Below are 19,279 nucleotides of genomic sequence, written 5' to 3'. Positions count from 1 at the left end.
CGTCCTCAGAGGGTGGTTTCGCCAAGCCGGTATTCGAGCCGGCGGATCGAATCGCGGATGTTGCCACGGTGCGGATTCAGCTTCTGCGCCCGCCGCATCGCCGCGAGCGCGGCCTCGGGCTGCCCCAACTCCTCGAGCACGATGCCGACACCGGTGAGCGCGCTGAAATGGTTCGGGTTCAGCGCCAGCGCGCGCTGCAGGTCGGTCAGCGCCAGGCCGAACTCCTCGATCAGGTAGAAGGCGGTGGCGCGCGCGTGCCAGCCCTCGGCGAAATCCGGGGCATGGTCGGTCAGCGCGGTCAGGTGCTCGATGGCGGTGGTGTAGTCCTCGGCGTCCAATGCATCCTGACCGCGCTTGAGCAGCAGGTCCGCCGTGGCCGAACCGGAACGCGACCACAGCTCGACCAGCCGCTTCTCGGTCGCCTCCCAGGTGCGCAGCTCGGGGTCGGCCAGTTCCGCCAGCAGGTCCTCGGCGCGCGCGGTCCGCGCTTCGCGCTCGGACACGCTCTGGGCGTGCGCCGCGGACACGGCGGGCAGCCAACATGCCGCAAGGAGAAGGATTGGGGTGGCCAGACGTCTCATGGTAGATAGATTAGCATCCCGGACCACAATTGCGAGCCCGCTCGCAGGGGCAAGATACTCAGGAAGGACTTTCATGAGCGACACACTCAACGCCGCGATCGAGGCGCTGCGGCGGAAGGTCGATACCGACCAGGTCGACTTCTCGGCCAAGTTCGTGATCGAGGACGAGGGCGCGATCCGGCTCGACCAGTCCGGCGTCCGCGAGGACGATTCGGACGCGGACGTGGTGATGACCGCGGACGCCGAGACCTTCCGCGGCATCCTGGAGGGCGACGTCAACCCGACCTCGGCGTTCATGTCCGGCCAGCTCAGCGTCGATGGCGACATGGGACTGGCGATGAAACTGGGCTCGATCCTGTCCTGAGGCCCCTGGCGCCGTCCCCGGGCCCGGCCCCCGCCCGCGCCCCCTGGCACGCGGACATCGTGGCGGGGCCGGCTCCCGACCTGTGCACCTGGGTGCGTGCCGCCGACGGCGTGCGGCTGCGCGTCGTGCTGTGGCGCGGCGGCGGCCGCGGCCTGGTCGCGCTGCTGCAGGGGCGGGCCGAGTTCGTCGAGAAATACGGCCCGACGGCGCAGCGCCTGACGGCGATGGGGTTCTCGGTCGCGGCGCTGGACTGGCGCGGCCAGGGCCTGTCCGACCGCAACCGGCGGCGGCCGATGATCGGCCATGTGCGGCGGTTCCTCGACTACCAGACCGACCTGGCGGCGCTGCTGGCGCAGCCCGCCGTCGCCGCCGAACCCGGACCGCGCGTGATGCTGGCGCATTCCATGGGCGGCTGCATCGGGCTGCGCGCGCTGCTGCAGGGGCTGCCCGCCGCCGCCGCAGTGTTCTCGGCGCCGATGTGGGGGATCCGCATGGGCGGCGCCCCGGACGCGCTGGTCCGCGCCACCGCCGCGGTCTGCTGCCGGTTCGGCCTCGGGCGGATGGCGATTCCCGGCGGCACCCCGCGGCCGTACCTGATGTCGCAGGGCTTCGAAGGCAACGTGCTGACCTCGGATCCCGAGGAGTACACCCGCCTGCTGGCGCAGGTGGCCAAGGTCCCCGAGCTCGGGCTCGGCGATCCCAGCATCGGCTGGTTGCGCGCCGCGCTGATCGAGACCGCGGCGCTGCGCGCCGCGCCGCAGCCCGAAACGCCGATCCTGACCATCCTCGGCGGCGCCGAGGTGGTGGTCTCGCCCTGGGCGGTCCGCACGGTATCCGCGCGGCAGAAGAACGCCGAACTGCTGGAACTGCCGGGCGCCCGGCACGAGGTGATGATCGAGACGCCGGCGTTGCAGGCCCGGGCCTGGGCGGCCATCGGCGATTTTCTGGACCGGGTCACTCCACCCGGCTGAGGATCTCCAGCACGACCTCGTGCAATGCCGGATCGCCCGACGCCAGGATGCGGCCGCCGTGATGCGCCGGCCCGCCATCCCACGAAGTGACGCGGCCGCCGGCAGCCTCGACCACCGCCTGCGGCCCCTGGATGTCATAGCTGTGCAGCCCGGCCTCGATCACCAGGTCGATCTGGCCCAGTGCCAGCAGCGCGTAGGCGTAGCAGTCGGTGCCGTAGCGGGTCAGCCGGGCACGGCGGCTGACCTCGGCGAAGCCCTGGCGCTCGGCGACCGACCCGATCTCCGGAAAGGTGGTGAACAGCGTCGCCTGCGCCAGATCGGCGCAGGCCCGGGTGCGCAGCGGCCGCGCCGCGGCGCCGTCGCGCTGCAGCGCGCACTGGCCGAGGCCGCCGATGAAGCGTTCGCCGACATAGGGTTGCGAGATCATCCCCAGCACCGGCCCCTGCCCGGCGTCGAGACCGATCAGCGTGCCCCAGACCGGCAGCCCGGACATGAAGGCGCGGGTGCCGTCGATCGGGTCCAGCACCCAGGTCAGCCCCGAGGTGCCGCGGCGCGGCGCCTCCTCCTCGCCCATCACGGCGTCGTCCGGCCGGCGCTCGGCCAGGACCGTGCGCATCGCCGCCTCCGCGGCGCGGTCGGCTTCGGTGACCGGGTCGAAGCGGCCGTCCGCCGCCTTGTTTTCGGTGGTCAGCCGGTCGGCGCGGAAGTACGGCATCACCGCCGCAGCCGCCGCGTCGGCCAGCGCATGCGCGACCGAAATCAGCTCGGGGTGCTGCGTTTCCGGCACGGCTCCCATCGCATTCCGATCCGCTCAATTTTAGGTGAATACGCCCCCGCGCCGTTAACCAATGCGGCGCAGGGGCGGCAGGACTCGCTGACCGGTCAGGCCACGTCGCTCAGGACGCGGGCCAGATCGAACAGCCGGCGACGCTGGGCCTCGGGGATCGTGTAGTACGACCGAATCAGTTCCATCGCCTCCTTGTCGGCCATCAGGTCGCGGGGCATGTCGCCCTTTTCCTGCGCCGGATGCTCGGCGGCATCCTCGGCGCTGAGGCCCTCGAAGAAGAAGCTGATCGAGACGTCCAGCGCACGGGCGATGTCCCAGAGCCGAGAGGCGCTGACACGGTTCATCCCGGTCTCGTATTTCTGGATCTGCTGGAACTTGATCCCGACGGCGTCGCCAAGTTGCTGCTGGGTGATTCCGAGCATCCACCGGCGGTGGCGAATGCGTTGTCCGACGTGCGCGTCGACAGGATGTTTCATGTGCTTGCTCCCAATGCGGTGTCCAATCCCGCGTCCCGCTGCACTCTGGTCAGAGCCGAGGCTTCAACCGTGGCACGAACGAAAATCGCCGACTGGTGACGACCCTTTTATAGCATAAAGCGTGTTTGATCCAGCGCGCTCAACCGGTGATACGCATTTTTTGCACACTTTCGCCACAGTTCAACACATTACAATACAATCAAAAGTTGTAAAGCGCGGCGGCGGTGATCCGCCGACGCATCACCCCGCGGCCCGCGACGCCCGCTTGCGCTCGTGCGGATCAAGGTGCCGCTTGCGCAATCGGATGTGGTTCGGAGTCACCTCGACCAGCTCGTCCTGGTCGATATACGCGATCGCCTCCTCGAGGCTCAGACGCCGCGGCGGGGTCAGGGTCACGGCGTCGTCCTTGCCCGAGGCGCGCACGTTGGTCAGCTTCTTGCCCTTCAGCGGGTTCACCTCAAGGTCGTTTTCGCGGTTGTGCTCGCCCAGGATCATGCCCTGGTAGACCTGCTCGCCCGTGGTGACGAAGAAATAGCCCCGATCCTCAAGGTTGAACAACGCATAGGCGACCGCATTGCCGCTCTCCATCGAGATCAGCACGCCGGCGCGGCGGCCGGGAATGTTGCCCTTGTAGGGCGCCCAGCTGTGGAACACGCGGTTCAGCACGCCGGTGCCGCGGGTGTCGGTCAGGAACTCGCCGTGATAGCCGATCAGCCCGCGCGACGGCACCAGCGCGACGATCCGCGTCTTGCCGCCGGCGGCGGTGCGCATCTCGGACAGCTCGCCCTTGCGGCCGGCCAGCTTCTCGACCACCGCGCCGGCGTATTCCTCGTCGACGTCGACGGTGACTTCCTCGATCGGCTCGTTGCGCTGGCCGTCGATGTCGCGGAACAGCACCTGCGGGCGCGACACCGACAGCTCGAAGCCCTCGCGGCGCATGTTCTCGATCAGCACGCCCAGCTGCAACTCGCCGCGGCCGGCGACCTCGAAGGCCTCGCCGCCGGGGGTGTCGCTGACCTGGATCGCCACGTTCGACTCGGCCTCGCGCATCAGCCGCGCGCGGATCACCCGGCTCTGCACCTTGTCGCCGTCGCGGCCAGCCAGCGGACTGTCGTTGATCGAGAAGGTGACGCTGATCGTCGGCGGGTCGATCGGCTGCGCCGGGATCGGCATGTCCAGCGCCGGGTCGCACAGCGTGTCGGCCACGGTCGCCTTCGTCATGCCGGCCAGCGAGACGATGTCGCCCGCCTCGGCAACCTCGATCGGCTGCTGCGACAGGCCGCGGAATGCCAGGATCTTGGTGACGCGGAACCGCTCGACCTCCTTGCCGTTGCGGCTGAGCGCGCGCAGCGTGGTGCCGGCGGTCAGCCGGCCGCTTTCCACCCGGCCGGTCAGCAGCCGGCCCAGGTACGGGTCCGCCGCCAGCGTGGTCGCCAGCATCGCGAACGGCTGGTCGCGTTTCTCGATCACCTTCGGCGCGGGCACATGGCGCAGCACCAGCTTGAACAGCGCCGACAGGTCCTTCTGCGGCCCCTCCAGATCCTCGTCCGCCCAGCCCGCGCGCCCCGAGGCGTAGAGCACCGGAAAATCCAGCTGGTGCTCGTCGGCGTCCAGGCCCGCGAACAGGTCGAACACCTCGTCCAGCGCGCGGTCGGGCTCGGCGTCGGGCTTGTCGACCTTGTTCAGCACCACGATCGGCCGCAGGCCCAGCGCCAGCGCCTTCGAGGTGACGAACTTGGTCTGCGGCATCGGCCCCTCGGCGGCGTCGACCAGCAGCACCACGCCGTCGACCATGCTGAGGATGCGCTCCACCTCGCCGCCGAAATCGGCGTGGCCGGGCGTGTCGACGATGTTGACGCGCGCGCCCTGCCATTCGACGCTGGTGGCCTTGGCGAGGATGGTGATGCCGCGCTCCCGCTCCAGGTCGTTGCTGTCCATGGCGCGTTCCTGCACCGCCGCCCCTTCGCGCCAGGTGCCGGACTGCGCCAGCATGGCGTCGACCAGCGTGGTCTTGCCATGATCGACGTGCGCGATAATGGCGATGTTCCGAAGCTCCATCGGCCCGAACCCTCGATTGTGATGAGTGTGTCGCGCAGGCCATACGCGCGCCGCCGGCAAAAGGCAACTGGGCTTCCCCGCCTCCTTCCGCGCGGGTATGCTGCGCCGCAACAACAGGAGGATCCGATGCGGGCGATGCGGGTACGGACGCTGGGCGCAAGGATGGTGGCCGAGGATCTGCCCGATCCGGTACCGGGTCCGGGCGAGGTGCGGATTCAGGTCCGCGCCTGCGGGGTGAACTTCGCCGACACGCTGATGATCGACGGCCGCTACCAGGAGCGGCAGGCGCCGCCCTTCACCCCCGGCATGGAGGTCTGCGGCACCGTCGCCGCGCTGGGGCCGGGGGCGGAGCCGGCGCTGCTGGGCCGCCGCGTCGCCGCGATGCCCGGCGCCGGCGGCTTCGCCGAGGCGGTCTGCCTGCCGGCGGCGGCGTGCGTGCCGGTGCCGGAAGGGATGACCGACGCCCAGGCCGCCGGGTTCATCATCGCCTACGCCACCAGCCTGATCGCGCTGCAGCGCGCGGCGCTGGCGCCGGGCGAGACGCTGCTGGTGCTGGGCGCCGCCGGCGGCGTCGGACTGACCGCGGTCGAGGTCGGGCGGCAGATGGGCGCGACGGTGATCGCCTGCGCGCGCGGCGCGGGCAAGCTGGCGGTCGCCCGGCGCGCCGGCGCGCACCACCTGATCGACAGCGACGGCGCCGACCTGCGCGCCGAGGTCAAGGCGCTGGGCGGCGCCGATGTGGTCTATGACCCGGTCGGCGGCGCGCTGTTCGACCAGGCGCTGCGCGCGACACGGCCCGGCGCACGGCTGCTGCCGCTGGGGTTCGCCTCGGGCACGGTGCCGCAGATCCCGGCGAACATCCTGCTGGTCAAGAACCTCAGCGTGATCGGCTTCTACCTCGGCGGCCACGCCAGGCTGCATCCGGAGGCGCTGCCGCGCGCGCTGCAGACGCTGTTCGACTGGTTCGACCAGGGATGCATCGCCCCGCACGTCAGCCACGAGGTGCCGCTGGACCGGGCGAACGACGCGCTCGAGCTGCTGCGCAGCCGCGCCGCCACCGGCAAGGTGGTGGTGACGATATAGCGGCGGAGCTTGCGGCCGGCGGTCTGGCCCGCCGGCCGCAAGCTCCGCCGCTACTCGGCGGCCTTCGCCACCCGCCGGCCGTAGGCGTCGCGAACGAACTCGCACAGCGCATCGATCAGCGGCGCGTCGCTGCGCGGCAGGCGGTACATGATGATCCCCACCGCCGGCAGCTCGGGCAGCGCGCCGCCGTGGTCGATCTCCTCCAGGTAGGGCGAGGAGTTGCCGTTGATGTTGGCGTGCACCGCCAGATCCGCCGAGACGGTGGCATCGACGGTGCGCGTGCTGTCCGAGTTCACCACCATGTCCCAGGGGATCCCGGCCTCGTCCAGCGCCCGCTGCACGGCGGCGCGGAAGATGCAGGCGGTCTCGAACGCCAGGCGCAGCGGGCGCTGCCGCCAGGCGACGCCGCCGGGCGCGCCGACCCAGCTCAGCGGCAGCCGTTCCAGCACCTCGCCGCCGCGGTCCGGGGTCGGCTCGGTGGTCAGCATCAGGTCCAGCTCGCCGCGGGCGTACTGTTCCTTCAGCCCGCGGGTGAAGGACGACACCAGCTCCACCCGCACCCGCGGGAACTCGGCGGCGAAGCGCTGCAGCACGCCGGGGATGTAGGGATAGACGATGTCGTGCGGCACGCCCAGGCGCAGCTCGCCCTCGAACGCGTCGTCGCGCATCTTGCCCCAGATCTCGTCGTTCAGCGCCAGCATGCGGCGGCCATAGCTGACCAGCTGCTCGCCGTGCGCGGTCAGCGCGATGCCACGCCCCGATCGGTCGAGCAGCGGCTGGCCCAGCGATTCCTCGAGCCGCTTCAGCTGCATCGAGACCGCGCTCTGCGTCAGGTTCAGCTGCCCCGCCGCCCGGGTCACGCCGCCGGTTTCGGCGACGGTGACGAAGGCGCGCAGGGCGGTCAGGTCGAGGTTTCGCGGCATATCACAATTCCTGATGAGATCGTCATGAATCATTCATTTGTGCAATGTATCGCAAAGGGGCATATGGATCAATGTCCGACATGAGTCGGGCAGTTTGCATCACGATCTGGAATGGATTACATCATGGAACATGTCAGCCTCGGCACGGCCGGCTATGGCCTGCGGCACCCCTCGCTCTGGCAGCGCCTGCTGCGCTTCGTTCTGTCGCGCGACGCCGCCTTCCGGCAGCGTCACGCGCTGGGCCGGCTGGACGATCACCTGCGCCGCGACGTCGGCCTGCTCGACGGTCACGCCACCGTGCGCCGCAAGCACCCGCGCGACCTGCTCGACCCGTGACCGCGCCCGCCACGCCGCGCTGGCGCGCCTCCCGCCAAGCCCGAACCTGAACCGGGCGCATCCGCCTCAGGATTGCGCCCGGTCCACCAGCCGGGCCACATAAGGCCCGATGTCCCGGACGATCTGCGCCACGCCCTGCGCGTTGGGATGAATGCCATCCCCCTGCATCAGCTCGCGCACCTGCGCCAGACTGCCGCCGTCCTCGCCGGTCAGCCCCTGCAGGAAGAACGGGTACAGGATCGCGCCGTGCGCCTCGGCCAGTTCCGGGAACATGGCGTCGAACTCCCGCTTGTAGTCCGGCCCGTAGTTCCCCGGCGCCTGCATGCCGGCGACCAGCGCCGGCACGCCGCGCTCCCCGATCGCCGACAGGATCCCGTCCAGGTTGGCGCGCGAGGCCGCCGGATCGAGGCCGCGCAGCACGTCGTTGCCGCCCAGCGCCACGATCACCGCGTCGACCTCGTCCGACAGCGTCCAGCCGATCCGCGACAGCCCGCCGGCGGTGGTGTCGCCGGACACGCCGGCGTTGATCACCTCGACCTCGGGATGGCCGTTCGCGTTCAGCCACGCCTGCAGCTGCGGCACGAAGCCGTCCTCGGGCGGCAGCCCGTAGCCCTGGGTCAGGCTGTCGCCCAGCGCGGCGATGGTGATCCGCTCCTGAACCTGCGCGGCGGCCGCCGCTGCGGTCAGCAGCAGCGCCAGCAGGACCGCAACTGCCTTGCGTGCCGCCGCACCGCTCCCATATGCAGGTTTGCGCACACCACTGGAAAGAGATTTCATGACCGACCCCGTTATCTCGCTGAGCGAGGCCAGCCTGACCCTGATGGGCAACGCCGGCAAGGTCGAGATCCTCAAGGACATCACGCTGAAGGTGAACCGGGGCGAGACGCTGGGTCTGGTCGGTCCGAGCGGGTCTGGCAAATCCTCTCTCCTCATGATCATGGGCGGGCTGGAACAGGCCACCGGCGGGCGGGTCGGCGTGCTGGGCCACGACATGACGGCGATGGACGAGGACGAGCTGGCGCTGTTCCGCCGCGATCATATGGGTGTCGTGTTCCAGTCTTTCCACCTGATCCCGACGATGACCGCGCTGGAGAACGTCGCCACGCCGCTGGAGCTGGCCGGCGCCCGCGACGCCTTCGACCGCGCCGCCGACGAGCTGCGCGCCGTCGGCCTGGGCGACCGCATGGACCACTACCCGGGGCAGCTGTCCGGCGGCGAGCAGCAGCGCGTGGCGCTGGCCCGCGCCGCCGCGCCGCGCCCCGAGATCCTGCTGGCCGACGAGCCCACCGGCAACCTCGACGGCGTCAACGGCGAGGCGATCATGCAGATGCTGTTCGGGCTGCGCGACCGCCACGGCGCGACGCTGGTGCTGGTCACCCACGCCCGCGAACTGGCCGAGCGCTGCGACCGGGTGATCCGGCTGCGCGACGGACGACTGGACCGGATGGCCGAGGCCGCGGAATGAGCCGCCCGCAGCTGCGCGCCGCCGCCCGCATCGCCGGGCGCGAGTTGCGCGGCGGGCTGTCGGGGTTCCGCATCTTCCTGATCTGCCTGGCGCTGGGCGTCGCCGCGATCGCCGCCGTCGGCTCGGTCCGCACCGCGATCCAGGCCGGGCTGGAGCGCGAGGCCTCGGCGCTGCTGGGCGGCGACGCCGAGGCCGAGTTCACCTATCGCTTCGCCACCGACGAGGAAAGCGCCTGGCTCGAAGAAAATTCCGACCGGCTGTCCGAGGTGGTCGATTTCCGCTCGATGGCGGTCGCCGATCCGGACGGCGCGGCGGAGCGGGCGCTGACCCAGGTCAAGGGCGTGGACGCCGCCTACCCGCTGTTCGGCTCGGTCGCGCTGGACCCGCCGATGCCGCTGGCGCAGGCGCTGGCCGGCGCCGACGGGCTGCCGGGGCTGGTCGCCGCGCCCGCGCTGCTGGACCGGCTGGCGCTGGCGCCCGGCGACGTGCTGCGGCTGGGCACCCAGGATTTCCGGCTGATGGCGGCGCTGCTGCGCGAGCCAGACGGCGTCACCGCCAGCTTCGCGCTGGGGCCGCGCATCATCGTCGCGACGGACGCGCTCGAGGGCAGCGGGCTGATCACCACCGGCACCCTGTTCGAGACCGCCTACCGGCTGGCGCTGCCGCCCGAGGCCAACGTCGTCGCGCTGGGCCGCGAGGCGCAGCGGCGCTTCCGCGACGCCGGTCTGTCCTGGCGCGACAACCGCAACGGCACGCCCAGCGTCTCGCGCTTCGTCGACCGGCTCAGCGCCTTCCTGGTGCTGGTCGGCCTCGCCGGGCTGGCGGTCGGCGGCGTCGGCGTCTCGGCGGCGGTGCGCAGCTACATCGAGGGCAAGACCGCGACCATCGCCACGCTGAAGACGGTGGGCGCGCAGGGCGGCACGATCTTCGCGATCTACCTGATGCAGATCGGCGTGCTGGCGCTGGCCGGCGTCGGCCTGGGTCTGGTGCTGGGCGCCGGCATCCCGTGGCTGTTCGCGCCGGTGATCGAGGCGCGGCTGCCGGTGCCGGCAGAGTTCGGCCTCTATTCCGCGCCGCTGGCCGAGGCGGCATTCTACGGGCTGATGACGGCGCTGATCTTCACGCTCTGGCCGCTGGCGCGGGCCCGGCGGATTCGCGCCGCGGGGCTGTTCCGCGACGTCACCGAAGCCGACCGCCACCTGCCGTCGCGGCGCTTCATCGCGCTGATCGCGGCGCTGGCCGGTGTGCTGATCGCCGCCGCCACCTGGCTGTCGGACATGGAGTTCCTGGCGCTGTGGTCTGCCGCCGGGGTGCTGGCCGTGCTGGGCGCGCTGCTGCTGGCGGCGCGCGGCGTGCGCTGGCTGGCGCGGCGGCTGGCGCATTCGGCGCTGGCCCGCGGCCGGCCGTCGCTGCGGCTGGCGCTGGGCGCGGTCGGCGGGCCGGGGGGCGAGACCGCGGCGGTCACCCTGTCGCTGGGTCTCGGGCTGACGGTGCTCGCCACCATCGGTCAGATCGACAGCAACCTGCGCGGCGCGATCCAACGCGAGATCCCGGAGATCGCGCCGGCCTATTTCTTCATCGACATCCAGCCCGACCAGCTGGACGGCTTCCTCGTGCGTACCCGGCAGTCTGATGGCGTCACCGGGATCGAGACCGCGCCGATGCTGCGCGGCATCCTGACCCGGATCAACGGCGAGAACGCCCGCGCCTATGTCCGCGCCAGCACCGGCGAAAGCCACTGGGTGCTGCGCGGCGACCGCGGTGTGACCTATGCCGCGACCCCGCCCGACGGCACCGAGATCCTGGCCGGCGACTGGTGGCCCGAGGATTACGACGGCCCGCCGCTGCTGAGCTTTGCCGAGGAAGAGGCGCGCGAGATGGGGCTGCAGCTGGGCGACGAGGTCACCGTCAACGTGCTGGGGCGCGACCTGACCGCGACCATCGCCAACTTCCGCAAGGTCGAGTTCCAGGACATGGGCATCAACTTCGTGATGCTGCTCAACCCCGGCGCGCTGGCCGGCGCGCCGCACACCTATATCGCCACGGTCTACGCCGATCGCGGCGTCGAGGGCAGCCTGCTGCGCACCCTGGGCGGGGCCTATCCCAACATCACCGCGATCTCCGTGCGCGAGGCGATCGACCAGGTGACGCAGGCGCTGGACGGGCTGGCGGCGGCGGTGCGTTACGGCGCGGCGGCGACGCTGCTGACCGGCTTCGTGGTGCTGATCGGCGCGGCGGCGGCGGGCGAGCGGCGGCGGGTGTTCGAGGCGGCGGTGCTGAAGACCGTCGGCGCGACGCGGGCGCGGATCCTGGCCAGCTTCGCGCTGCGCTCGGCGATCCTGGGCTCGGCGGCGGGCGCGGTGGCGATCCTGGCCGGCGGGCTGGCCGGCTGGGGGGTGATGCGCTTCGTGATGGAGACCGACTACGTGTTCGAGCCGGTCTCGGCGCTGGCGATCGTCGCCGGCGGCGCGCTGGCGGCGCTGCTGGCCGGGCTGGTGTTCGCCTGGCGGCCGCTGACCAGCCGCCCGGCGCGGGTGCTGCGCGCCCAGGACTGAGCCGCGGCCGGGCGGTTGCCGCAAGCTGCGCCGGAACATGACGAAAATCGTCATGAAATGCGTCGGGGCGGGCGCCGAGGTACTTGAATTGCAGGGGCTATCTGCCAATATCAATTGCAACTGCCGGACGCTCGGCGTTCCGTGCATGGGCTGACTTATGGAGGAATGTATGGCCGAATTCGAAACTGTCCGGCGCTCGAGCGCAGGCGTTCGCACCGCGCAGATCGACCAGGGCCTGCGCGCGCACATGAACAAGGTCTACGGCACCATGTCCGTAGGCATGCTGATCACCGCCCTGGCGGCGTGGGCGATCTCGGGCCTGGCGGTCACCACCGACCCGTCGCTGGCGGTGGCGCAGATCGGCGCTGACAAGTACCTGAACAGCTTCGGCGCGGCGATCTACACCTCGCCGCTGCGCTGGGTGATCATGTTCGCGCCGCTGGCCTTCGTGTTCGGCCTGAGCGCGGGCATCAACCGGCTGTCCGAGGCCGCCGCCCAGTTGACCTTCTATGCGTTCGCTGCGGTGATGGGCCTGTCGCTCAGCTCGATCTTCCTGGTGTTCACCGGCTACTCGATTGTGCAGACCTTCCTGATCACCGCGATCGCCTTCGCCGGTCTCAGCCTGTACGGCTACACCACCAAGAAGGACATCTCGGGCTGGGGGTCGTTCCTGATCATGGGCCTGATCGGCCTGATCGTGGCGATGGTGGTGAACATCTTCCTCGCCAGCCCGGCGGTGCAGTTCGCGATCTCGGCGATCGGCGTGCTGATCTTCGCCGGCCTAACCGCCTACGACACGCAGCGGATCAAGACCCAGTACCTGGAGATGGTCAACGCCGGCGCCGGCGACTGGCTGGGCAAGGCGGCGATCATGGGTGCGCTGAACCTGTACCTGGACTTCATCAACCTGTTCATGTTCCTGCTGCAATTCCTCGGCAACCGCGAGTGATCCGCGGCGGACCCCCGAACCAGCGAAAGGCCGGCCCCGCGCCGGCCTTTTTCATTGCGCGCCGCCTGACCTGACCGCAGCCGTCCGCCAGCGCGCCGGATCGCACCTGCTGAACGCCGATCGCCGGGGGAACGCGGGCGCCCGCCTCGCCCCACGGCGCTGTCGCGGCCCTAGCGCGGCCCGGCAAGCTCCCGGCTGCGCCGAGTCGCGGCCGCCACGGTGGCGCGGATCAACGGCGGCAGGCCGGCGCGTTCGTCCATCAGCACCTCGAGACCCGCGGCGGTGGTGCCGTTCGGGCTGGTGACGTTGCGGCGCAGCGTCGCCGGATCCTCGGCCCCCGGCGCGGTGGCCAGCGCGCCGGCGCCGGCCACGGTGGCGCGCGCCAGCTGCAGCGCCAGCGCCGGCGGCAGGCCCTCGGCCGCGCCGGCGGCGGCCAGGCACTCGATCAGGTGAAAGACATAGGCCGGTCCCGAGCCCGAGACGCCGGTGACCGCATCCATCTGGCCTTCGTCCTGCAGGCGGACGACCTCGCCCACGGCGGACAGCACCTGTTCGGCCAGCGCCAGGTGCGCGTCCGTCGCGGCGGCGTTGCCGACGATGGCGGTGATGCCCCGCCCCACCGCCGCCGGCGTGTTCGGCATCGCGCGCACCACCGGCGTGCGCGGCCCGAAGGCGGCCTCGAAGCGCGCGATCGGGGTGCCGGCGGCGATCGACAGGATCACCGTGCCGCCGCCGCCCAGCGCCGCGGCGTCGGGCAGCGCCTCGTCCATGATCTGCGGCTTGACGGCGATCAGGCACAGCGCCGGCGCGGCGGGCAGATCGCCGTTCAGCGCCAGCCCCTCGGCGCGCAGCGCCTGCAGCCGCGGACCTGGGTTCGGGTCGCGCACATGCACCGCCGGGGGCGGCAGCCCGGCGGCCAGCCAGCCCTCCAGCAGGGCCGAGCCCATCTTGCCGCAGCCCAGCAGCAGTATGCCGTCTCGGGAAAGTGTCTCGAAGCTCATCCGGTCCCCCCTTGCTGGACCGCCGTTAGCGGGCGGCGCGATGCGCTGTCAAGCGCCGCAAGACCTGGAAGGCGGAAACGGGAAACGGCCGGGCGCTGGTTTTGGGGAGAGGCGCCCGGCCGGTAGGAACCGGACGGTTTGGGGGGGGAGGTGTGGCGTCCGGCCCGTGGGTCCGGCGCCCGGCACTGGCCGGGCGTCGGGATCAGAATCTCATGCGCGCCCGTAGGCTTCGGTCATCGCGATCTGCATCGCCTTCTGCGGCGTCTCGTCACCCCAGCAGACCATCTGGAACGCCGGGAAGAAGCGCTCCGAGGTGGTGACGGCGACGCGCACCATCTCGACGATCTGCTCGGCCGAGGCGGTGGCGCCCCCGGCCAGGATCAGCCCGTAGCGCCAGACCATCAGCTTCTGCTCCGGCCACAGGGTGAAGGCGCCGGCCCAGCAGCGGTCGTTGGCGCGCTCCATGGTGGCGGTCAGCGCCGGCAGCCGCGCCTCGGGGGGCTCCATGTCGAAGGCACAGATCAGCCGCAGCGTCTCGTCGTGCCCGGACCAGGCCAGGGTGAGCGAGTAGGTCCGCCAGTCGCCCTCGATCGCCATCGCGATCTGATCCTCGGCGACCCGGTCGAAATCCCATTCGTGACGCTCGGCCAGCGTCTCGACGATGTCGATGGGGTGCAGCTCTTCGGTGAGGAAGTCGTGTTCGACAATGCTCATGCCTCGGTCCCTCTGGCTATGGCCTCCGGCGGAGCGAACCCCGCTAGGGGCTGTGGGGATGTCCATGGATCGTTAAGATTTGCATCCGACCCACAACATATCGTGGCAGAAATTCCGAGCCTGTAAAGAAGAAAATCGTCAAACCCCGATGACGGTCAAGGGGCGGGCGCACGAACTCTCCCGCGGTCGCGCGGCGGCGCCGGCCGCGCGCGGCGCCTCGGCGCTGCGGCGACTCACTCGGCCAGCCTTGCCTCCAGCGCCTCGATCCGCGCCTGCAGCGCGGCGTTCTCCTCGCGCGCCTTCTGGGCCATGGCCAGCACCGCGTCGAACTCCTCGCGCGTCACCAGGTCGCGATCGGCCAGCCAGCGGTCCATCAGGCCACGCACGGCGGTCTCGGCCTCTTCCCGCGCGCCCTGGGCGACACCCATGGCATTGGTCATCAGCTGGCTGATGTCGTCGAAGATCTTGTTCCGGGTCTGCATGGTCGCCTCGTCCTCCTGGTTGCTTCAGATAATGGGGGCGCGCACCCCGATTGCCAAGGCGGCGCTTGACTTCACCCCTGCATCAGGAGATCACCGCGGGCGTCTGCTTGCGAGGTATCATGCTGTCCGTCCTGCCCTTTCCCGACATCGACCCGGCGCTGTTCACCGTCACCCTGTTCGGGATGGAGTTCTCGCTGCGCTGGTACGCGCTGGCCTATATCGGCGGGCTGCTGATCGGCTGGTGGCTGGTGGCGCGCCTGATGCGCCGCCCGGCGCTGTGGGGCGGCACCCCGCCGATGGAGCCGAAACGCACCGAGGACCTGCTGACCTGGATGGTGCTGGGCGTGGTGCTGGGCGGGCGGGCCGGCTTCGTGCTGTTCTACCAGTGGGAATACTACAGCCAGAACCCGGGCGCGATCCTGGCGGTGTGGGAGGGCGGCATGTCCTTCCACGGCGGCATGCTGGGCGTGCTGCTGGGCATCGTCGGCTTCAGCCTGGTCAACCGGCTGCCGATGGTGCGCATCGGCGACGCTATCGCTGCCGTCACCCCGGTCGGCCTGTTCCTCGGGCGCCTCGCGAACTTCATCAACGGCGAGCTCTGGGGCCGCCCGACCGACCTGCCCTGGGGCGTGGTGTTCCCGGGTCCGGCGGCGCAGACCTGCCCCGACCTGGCCGAGATCTGCGCCCGCCACCCCAGCCAGCTCTACGAGGCCGGGCTCGAGGGGCTGCTGCTGGGGCTGGTGATTCTGTGGGGGGTCAGCCGCCGCGGCTGGCTGCAGGCGCCGGGCCGGGTGACCGGCGTGTTCCTGCTCGGCTACGGTCTGGCCCGCACCTTCGTCGAGGGCTTCCGCCAGGCCGACGCGCAGTTCATCACCGAGGACAACCCGCTGGGCCATGTCCTGCAGCTGGGCGAGTTCGGCCTGACCATGGGCCAGGTGCTGTCGCTGCCGATGGTCGCGGTCGGGCTGCTGGTGCTGCTGGCCAGCCGGAGACGGCGGTGACGCCACTGGCCGAACGCCTGGCCCGGCGCATCGCCGCCGAGGGGCCGATGCGGGTGTCCGAGTTCATGGCCGCCTGCCTGACCGACCCCGAGCACGGCTACTACACCACCCGCGACCCGCTGGGCGCGGCGGGCGATTTCACCACCGCCCCCGAGATCAGCCAGATGTTCGGCGAGCTGGTCGGCCTGTGGCTGGCGCAGGTCTGGCAGGACATCGGCGCGCCCGAGGCGGTCACCCTGGCCGAGCTGGGGCCGGGCCGCGGCACGCTGATGGCCGACGTGCTGCGCGCCGCGGCGCGGCTGCCCGGCTTCCGCCAGGCCGCCCGCGTCCACCTGGTCGAGCTGAGCCCGGTGCTGCGCGCCGCGCAGGCCGCGACGCTGGCGGATGCCGCGCCGGTCTGGCACGACAGCGCCGCCGGCCTGCCCGACGACCGGCCGCTGCTGCTGGTCGCCAACGAGTTCTTCGACGCGCTGCCGGTGCGCCAGTTCCTGCGCACCGCCGACGGCTGGGCCGAGCGGATGATCGGCGCCGGCCCCGGCGGACTGGGCTACGGCCTGGCCCCCGCCGTCGCCGACCCCGAGCTGGACCGCCGCTTTCCCGGCGCCGGCCCGGACACGCTGGTCGAGACCTGCGCCCCCGGCGAGGCGGTGATCCAGGCCCTGGCGCCGGTGATCGCGGCGCGGGGCGGCGCGGCGCTGGTGATCGACTACGGCGACTGGGACGGCACCGGCGACACGCTGCAGGCGATGACCGGCCACGCCTACGCGCCGGTGCTGGAGACCGCCGGCGCGGCCGACCTGACCGCGCATGTCGGCTTCCGCTGGCTGGCCGAGGCCGCCGCGCCGTTGCGCGCCGCACCGCTGGCGACGCAGGGCGCGTTCCTCGAACGGCTGGGCATCACCGCCCGCGCCCGGGCGCTGGCGACGGGCGACAGCGCCGCCGGGATCGTCGCGGCCCACCGCCGGCTGACCCACCCCGAAGAGATGGGAACGCTGTTCAAGGTGCTGGCGCTGACCCCCGCCGGCCAGCCGCAACCGCCGGGATTCGCCTGATGACACCGCAGCCGCGCCCGCTGACCTCGCCCCTGCTGAGGGGCATCACCCACGGCTTCTTCACCCGCGACGGCGGCGTCTCGGCCGGGATCCACCAGGGGCTGAACTGCGGGCCGGGCAGCACGGACGATCCGAACGCGGTCGAGATCAACCGCCGGCGCGCCGCCGCGGCGCTGGGGGCGGAGGCGCTGCTGACCCTGCACCAGGTGCATTCCGACGTCGCGCTGGTCGCCGACCCGGACCTGGCGGCGCCGCCGCAGGCCGACGCGCTGGTCACCGACCGGCCCGGTCTGGCGATCGGGGCGCTGTCGGCCGACTGCGCCCCGGTGCTGTTCGCCGACCGGCAGGCGGGGGTCGTCGGCGCCGCCCATGCCGGCTGGAAGGGCGCGCTCGGCGGCATCGTGGAGGCGACGCTGGCGCGGATGGAAGACCTCGGCGCCGACCGCGGGCGCGTTGCCGCCGTGGTCGGGCCCTGCATCAGCCAGCGCGCCTACGAGGTCGGACCGGAGTTCTTCGAGACCTTCACCGACGAGGATCCGGACCATCACCGCTTCTTCGTGCCCGGCGCCGGCGACCGGCTGCTGTTCGACCTGCCCGGCTTCGTGCTGCACCGGCTGCGCGCCGCCGGCGTAGCCGAGGCCGAGTGGATCGGCCGCTGCACCTATTCCGACCCCGGGCGCTTTTTCAGCTACCGCCGCGCCACCCATGCCGGCGAACCCGACTACGGCCGCCTGCTGTCGGCGATCCGGCTGTGAAAGCGACCGTGAAAACCGGGATTTCACCGTGAAAACCCCCTCAACCCACTGATCCCGATAAGAAACAGAATCCGAAAACTTCGTTAACGCCCCAGATCCGGGCGCGGTCCCGCCTTCCGCGTTCCCCGAAATTTCCCCGCCGGAGGCCCCCGCCCGCCGCGCGCGGCGCGTCAGGCGCGCGGCGCGATCCGGTTCAGATGCCCCATCTTGCGCCCCGGCCGAGCCTCGGCCTTGCCGTAGAGGTGCAGGCCGGCATCGGCCACGCCGAGCTGCGCGAACACCTCGTCGCCGATCAGGTTGGTCATCACCACGTCCGAATGCCGCGACCCGTCGCCCAGCGGCCAGCCGGCGACTGCGCGCACATGCTGCTCGAACTGGTCGATCAGGCAGCCGTTCTGGGTCCAGTGGCCGGAATTGTGGACGCGCGGGGCGATCTCGTTGACCACGAGGCCCGACGGCGTCACGAACAGCTCGACCCCGATCACGCCGACGTAGTCGAGCGCGTTCAGGATCCGCCCGGCCAGCAGCACCGCGTCGGTGGCCAGCGCGCGCGGGACCCGCGCCGGCACGGTGGTGGTGTGCAGGATGCCGTTGCGGTGCACGTTCTCGCCCGGGTCGAAACAGGCGATCTGGCCGTCCGCGGCGCGGGCGCCGATGACGCTGATCTCGCGCTCGAAATCGACGAAGCCTTCCAGCACCGAGGGCGCGCCGTTCATCGCCGCCCAGGCTGCGGCGGCATCATCCGCCGCGTGCAGCCGCGCCTGGCCCTTGCCGTCATAGCCGAAACGCCGGGTCTTGAGGATCGACGGCGCGCCGATCCGCGCCACAGCGGCCTCCATGCCGGCGGCGTCGTCGACGGCGGCGAACGGAGCGACGGTCAGCCCGAGGCCCGACAGCCAGGTCTTTTCCGCCAGCCGGTCCTGGCTGACCGCCAGCGCCTGCCGGCCCGGGCGGATCGGCACCTGCGCCTCGATCGCGTCGAGCGCGGCGGTGGGGATGTTCTCGAACTCGTAGGTCGCCACGTCGACCGCCGCCGCGAAACCGCGCAGCGCGTCCAGGTCGTCATAGCCGGCATGGGTGTGCGCGGCGGCGACCTGCGCCGCCGGCGCGCCGGTGTCCGGGTCGTAGACATGGCACTTCAGGCCCAGCCGCGCCGCCGCCAGCGCCAGCATCCGGCCCAGCTGCCCGCCGCCGAGGATGCCGATGGTCGCGCCCGGCGCCAGCGCGTCAGTCACTTGACGGCTCCTCGGCGATGGCGTCGGTCTGGGCCGCGCGCCAGGCCTCCAGCCGCGCGGCCAGGCCGTCGTCGGTGGTGGCCAGCATCGCCGCCGCCAGCAGTGCGGCGTTGGCGGCCCCGGCCTCGCCGATCGCCAGCGTGCCGACCGGCACGCCCCTGGGCATCTGCACGATCGAAAGCAGCGAATCGAGCCCCGACAGCGCCCGCGACTGCACCGGCACGCCCAGCACCGGCAGCCGGGTCTTGGCGGCCAGCATCCCCGGCAGGTGCGCCGCGCCGCCGGCGCCGGCGACGAGCGCGCGCAGCCCGCGCCCCGCCGCCGCCTCGGCATAGGCGAACATCCGGTCCGGCGTGCGGTGCGCCGAGACGATCTTCGCCTCCCACGCGATGTCCAGCGCGTCGAGGATGTCGGCGGCGGCCTTCATGGTCGGCCAGTCCGACTGGCTGCCCATGACGATGCCGATCAGCGGGCGGGTCATGCGTGCGGAG

At 71.6% G+C, this 19,279-nt stretch carries 21 protein-coding genes; 10 read left to right on the top strand and 11 right to left on the bottom strand.

Going from position 1 to position 19,279, the window contains the following annotated elements:
* Window positions 1-5: 5 nt before the first annotated feature.
* Window positions 6-503, bottom strand: a complete 498-nt coding sequence (locus GE300_RS08795; protein ID WP_154446194.1) for a tetratricopeptide repeat protein — start codon at window positions 501-503, stop codon at window positions 6-8.
* 151 nt (window positions 504-654) lie between these two features.
* On the opposite strand from GE300_RS08795, the gene GE300_RS08790 reads away from it, so the two are divergent.
* Window positions 655-945: an SCP2 sterol-binding domain-containing protein gene (locus GE300_RS08790; RefSeq protein WP_154446193.1), complete on the top strand. Its 291-nt coding sequence runs from the start codon at window positions 655-657 to the stop codon at window positions 943-945.
* A 59-nt stretch (window positions 946-1,004) separates the two neighbouring features.
* The gene (locus tag GE300_RS08785; RefSeq protein ID WP_325063164.1) at window positions 1,005-1,916 is read left to right on the top strand and encodes an alpha/beta hydrolase; all 912 of its coding nucleotides are present in this window, start codon (window positions 1,005-1,007) and stop codon (window positions 1,914-1,916) included.
* On the opposite strand, the gene hisN is transcribed toward GE300_RS08785, so the two are convergent.
* The 3 genes from hisN to typA all read right to left on the bottom strand — a co-directional run bounded on the left by hisN (window position 1,900) and on the right by typA (window position 5,237).
* Window positions 1,900-2,712, bottom strand: a complete 813-nt coding sequence (hisN, locus tag GE300_RS08780; RefSeq protein WP_154446191.1) for a histidinol-phosphatase — start codon at window positions 2,710-2,712, stop codon at window positions 1,900-1,902. The two genes, GE300_RS08785 and hisN, sit on opposite strands and share 17 nt — an antisense overlap.
* Window positions 2,713-2,798: 86 nt before the next feature.
* On the bottom strand, window positions 2,799-3,179 hold the full coding sequence (locus GE300_RS08775; protein ID WP_154446190.1) for a helix-turn-helix domain-containing protein: 381 nt from the start codon (window positions 3,177-3,179) through the stop codon (window positions 2,799-2,801).
* Window positions 3,180-3,419: 240 nt separating this feature from the next.
* Window positions 3,420-5,237, bottom strand: a complete 1,818-nt coding sequence (gene typA, locus GE300_RS08770) for a translational GTPase TypA (RefSeq protein WP_154446189.1) — start codon at window positions 5,235-5,237, stop codon at window positions 3,420-3,422.
* Between the two features lie 126 nt (window positions 5,238-5,363).
* On the opposite strand from typA, the gene GE300_RS08765 reads away from it, so the two are divergent.
* Window positions 5,364-6,320 carry an NADPH:quinone oxidoreductase family protein gene (locus GE300_RS08765; protein WP_154446188.1) on the top strand — a complete coding sequence of 319 codons (957 nt, stop codon included), beginning with the start codon at window positions 5,364-5,366 and terminating at the stop codon, window positions 6,318-6,320.
* 50 nt (window positions 6,321-6,370) lie between these two features.
* Here GE300_RS08765 and GE300_RS08760 read toward each other — a convergent pair whose 3' ends face one another.
* Window positions 6,371-7,243 (bottom strand): LysR family transcriptional regulator, encoded by an 873-nt coding sequence (locus tag GE300_RS08760; protein ID WP_154446187.1) that lies wholly within the window; start codon window positions 7,241-7,243, stop codon window positions 6,371-6,373.
* Window positions 7,244-7,366: 123 nt separating this feature from the next.
* On the opposite strand from GE300_RS08760, the gene GE300_RS08755 reads away from it, so the two are divergent.
* On the top strand, window positions 7,367-7,579 hold the full coding sequence (locus GE300_RS08755) for a hypothetical protein (RefSeq protein WP_154446186.1): 213 nt from the start codon (window positions 7,367-7,369) through the stop codon (window positions 7,577-7,579).
* Window positions 7,580-7,645: 66 nt separating this feature from the next.
* Here the strand turns inward: GE300_RS08755 and GE300_RS08750 are convergent, their stop codons facing one another.
* On the bottom strand, window positions 7,646-8,356 hold the full coding sequence (locus GE300_RS08750; protein ID WP_154446185.1) for an arylesterase: 711 nt from the start codon (window positions 8,354-8,356) through the stop codon (window positions 7,646-7,648).
* Between GE300_RS08750 and GE300_RS08745 the strand changes: the two genes are divergently transcribed.
* The 3 genes from GE300_RS08745 (at window position 8,355) to GE300_RS08735 (ending at window position 12,548) form a co-directional block, all read left to right on the top strand.
* Window positions 8,355-9,044 carry an ABC transporter ATP-binding protein gene (locus tag GE300_RS08745; RefSeq protein ID WP_154446184.1) on the top strand — a complete coding sequence of 230 codons (690 nt, stop codon included), beginning with the start codon at window positions 8,355-8,357 and terminating at the stop codon, window positions 9,042-9,044. The genes GE300_RS08750 and GE300_RS08745 overlap by 2 nt on opposite strands.
* Entirely contained in the window at window positions 9,041-11,599 is a 2,559-nt protein-coding gene (locus GE300_RS08740; protein WP_154446183.1) for an ABC transporter permease, read from the top strand. Before GE300_RS08745 ends, GE300_RS08740 begins: the two co-directional genes overlap by 4 nt.
* Before the next feature lie 169 nt (window positions 11,600-11,768).
* Window positions 11,769-12,548, top strand: coding sequence for a Bax inhibitor-1/YccA family protein (locus GE300_RS08735; protein WP_154446182.1), 780 nt, complete (start codon window positions 11,769-11,771; stop codon window positions 12,546-12,548).
* Window positions 12,549-12,718: 170 nt separating this feature from the next.
* Here the strand turns inward: GE300_RS08735 and proC are convergent, their stop codons facing one another.
* The 3 genes from proC to GE300_RS08720 all read right to left on the bottom strand — a co-directional run bounded on the left by proC (window position 12,719) and on the right by GE300_RS08720 (window position 14,745).
* Window positions 12,719-13,549 carry a pyrroline-5-carboxylate reductase gene (gene proC, locus GE300_RS08730; RefSeq protein WP_154446181.1) on the bottom strand — a complete coding sequence of 277 codons (831 nt, stop codon included), beginning with the start codon at window positions 13,547-13,549 and terminating at the stop codon, window positions 12,719-12,721.
* Window positions 13,550-13,759: 210 nt separating this feature from the next.
* Window positions 13,760-14,263, bottom strand: coding sequence for a type III secretion system chaperone family protein (locus GE300_RS08725; protein ID WP_154446180.1), 504 nt, complete (start codon window positions 14,261-14,263; stop codon window positions 13,760-13,762).
* 233 nt (window positions 14,264-14,496) lie between these two features.
* Window positions 14,497-14,745, bottom strand: a complete 249-nt coding sequence (locus GE300_RS08720) for an accessory factor UbiK family protein (protein WP_154446179.1) — start codon at window positions 14,743-14,745, stop codon at window positions 14,497-14,499.
* 119 nt (window positions 14,746-14,864) lie between these two features.
* Here GE300_RS08720 and lgt point away from each other — a divergent pair, with 119 nt between their 5' ends.
* The 3 genes from lgt to pgeF are packed head-to-tail and all read left to right on the top strand — an operon-like array spanning window position 14,865 to window position 17,553.
* Window positions 14,865-15,746: a prolipoprotein diacylglyceryl transferase gene (gene lgt, locus GE300_RS08715; RefSeq protein ID WP_154446178.1), complete on the top strand. Its 882-nt coding sequence runs from the start codon at window positions 14,865-14,867 to the stop codon at window positions 15,744-15,746.
* A complete protein-coding gene (locus tag GE300_RS08710; RefSeq protein ID WP_325063163.1) occupies window positions 15,743-16,798 on the top strand; it encodes a class I SAM-dependent methyltransferase in 1,056 nt (351 codons plus the stop codon). The genes lgt and GE300_RS08710 overlap by 4 nt, the downstream gene beginning before the upstream one ends.
* Window positions 16,798-17,553 carry a peptidoglycan editing factor PgeF gene (gene pgeF, locus GE300_RS08705; protein WP_154446177.1) on the top strand — a complete coding sequence of 252 codons (756 nt, stop codon included), beginning with the start codon at window positions 16,798-16,800 and terminating at the stop codon, window positions 17,551-17,553. Before GE300_RS08710 ends, pgeF begins: the two co-directional genes overlap by 1 nt.
* 170 nt (window positions 17,554-17,723) lie before the next feature.
* Here the strand turns inward: pgeF and GE300_RS08700 are convergent, their stop codons facing one another.
* On the bottom strand, window positions 17,724-18,788 hold the full coding sequence (locus tag GE300_RS08700; RefSeq protein WP_325063162.1) for a 5-(carboxyamino)imidazole ribonucleotide synthase: 1,065 nt from the start codon (window positions 18,786-18,788) through the stop codon (window positions 17,724-17,726).
* Window positions 18,781-19,269, bottom strand: a complete 489-nt coding sequence (gene purE / locus GE300_RS22930) for a 5-(carboxyamino)imidazole ribonucleotide mutase (protein ID WP_233416893.1) — start codon at window positions 19,267-19,269, stop codon at window positions 18,781-18,783. The genes GE300_RS08700 and purE overlap by 8 nt, the downstream gene beginning before the upstream one ends.
* Window positions 19,270-19,279 lie beyond the last annotated feature (10 nt).

The sequence above is a fragment of the Halovulum marinum genome (genome assembly GCF_009697225.1).
Lineage (GTDB): Bacteria > Pseudomonadota > Alphaproteobacteria > Rhodobacterales > Rhodobacteraceae > Halovulum > Halovulum marinum.
Note: the sequence above shows the minus strand (reverse complement) of the source record. Positions and strands in the feature narration are given on the sequence as shown.

What these genes read in the sequence shown, in the direction of transcription:
- lgt (WP_154446178.1), top strand. Translation starts at nt 14,865, where the DNA reads ATGCTGTCCGTCCTGCCCTTTCCCGACATCGACCCGGCGCTGTTCACC.
- typA (WP_154446189.1), bottom strand. Translation starts at nt 5,237, where the DNA reads ATGGAGCTTCGGAACATCGCCATTATCGCGCACGTCGATCATGGCAAG.
- GE300_RS08755 (WP_154446186.1), top strand. Translation starts at nt 7,367, where the DNA reads ATGGAACATGTCAGCCTCGGCACGGCCGGCTATGGCCTGCGGCACCCC.
- proC (WP_154446181.1), bottom strand. Translation starts at nt 13,549, where the DNA reads ATGAGCTTCGAGACACTTTCCCGAGACGGCATACTGCTGCTGGGCTGC.
- GE300_RS08760 (WP_154446187.1), bottom strand. Translation starts at nt 7,243, where the DNA reads ATGCCGCGAAACCTCGACCTGACCGCCCTGCGCGCCTTCGTCACCGTC.
- GE300_RS08725 (WP_154446180.1), bottom strand. Translation starts at nt 14,263, where the DNA reads ATGAGCATTGTCGAACACGACTTCCTCACCGAAGAGCTGCACCCCATC.
- GE300_RS08740 (WP_154446183.1), top strand. Translation starts at nt 9,041, where the DNA reads ATGAGCCGCCCGCAGCTGCGCGCCGCCGCCCGCATCGCCGGGCGCGAG.
- pgeF (WP_154446177.1), top strand. Translation starts at nt 16,798, where the DNA reads ATGACACCGCAGCCGCGCCCGCTGACCTCGCCCCTGCTGAGGGGCATC.
- GE300_RS08750 (WP_154446185.1), bottom strand. Translation starts at nt 8,356, where the DNA reads ATGAAATCTCTTTCCAGTGGTGTGCGCAAACCTGCATATGGGAGCGGT.
- hisN (WP_154446191.1), bottom strand. Translation starts at nt 2,712, where the DNA reads ATGGGAGCCGTGCCGGAAACGCAGCACCCCGAGCTGATTTCGGTCGCG.
- GE300_RS08775 (WP_154446190.1), bottom strand. Translation starts at nt 3,179, where the DNA reads ATGAAACATCCTGTCGACGCGCACGTCGGACAACGCATTCGCCACCGC.
- GE300_RS08790 (WP_154446193.1), top strand. Translation starts at nt 655, where the DNA reads ATGAGCGACACACTCAACGCCGCGATCGAGGCGCTGCGGCGGAAGGTC.
- GE300_RS08765 (WP_154446188.1), top strand. Translation starts at nt 5,364, where the DNA reads ATGCGGGCGATGCGGGTACGGACGCTGGGCGCAAGGATGGTGGCCGAG.
- GE300_RS08735 (WP_154446182.1), top strand. Translation starts at nt 11,769, where the DNA reads ATGGCCGAATTCGAAACTGTCCGGCGCTCGAGCGCAGGCGTTCGCACC.
- purE (WP_233416893.1), bottom strand. Translation starts at nt 19,269, where the DNA reads ATGACCCGCCCGCTGATCGGCATCGTCATGGGCAGCCAGTCGGACTGG.
- GE300_RS08720 (WP_154446179.1), bottom strand. Translation starts at nt 14,745, where the DNA reads ATGCAGACCCGGAACAAGATCTTCGACGACATCAGCCAGCTGATGACC.
- GE300_RS08745 (WP_154446184.1), top strand. Translation starts at nt 8,355, where the DNA reads ATGACCGACCCCGTTATCTCGCTGAGCGAGGCCAGCCTGACCCTGATG.